Here is a 266-nt window from a genome sequence, read left to right on the forward strand (position 1 = left end):
CATCCAGCGGCCGCCAGAACCACATCGGGTCCGCGCTATGCATCAGCACCGGCACTCCCAATTGTCCCGCCCGCTCGAAAACCCTGTCCAGCCTGCGGTCATCGACCCGGATCAACTCACCTGTTTTGTCTCTGACTTCCAGGCCCAGGTCCTTGAATATCTTCAGGCCCGCGCACCCTTTTTCCACCGCCCGTTCCAGTTCATCGGCCTGGGACGTATCCCAGCCGGGGTTGTCAAGACCGCTCCAGTCGAGGTTCATCAACTGC

1 protein-coding gene is annotated in these 266 nt (G+C 60.9%); it reads right to left on the reverse strand.

Features of this window, described 5'->3' with window-relative positions; genetic code table 11:
- Positions 1 to 259: amidohydrolase family protein (locus tag FVQ81_12610; GenBank protein MBW7997388.1), on the reverse strand; the 259-nt coding region annotated here is incomplete at its 3' end.
- Between the last annotated feature and the right edge of the window lie 7 nt (positions 260 to 266).

It is taken from the genome of Candidatus Glassbacteria bacterium (genome assembly GCA_019456185.1).
Taxonomy (GTDB): Bacteria; Gemmatimonadota; Glassbacteria; order GWA2-58-10; family GWA2-58-10; genus JAJRTS01.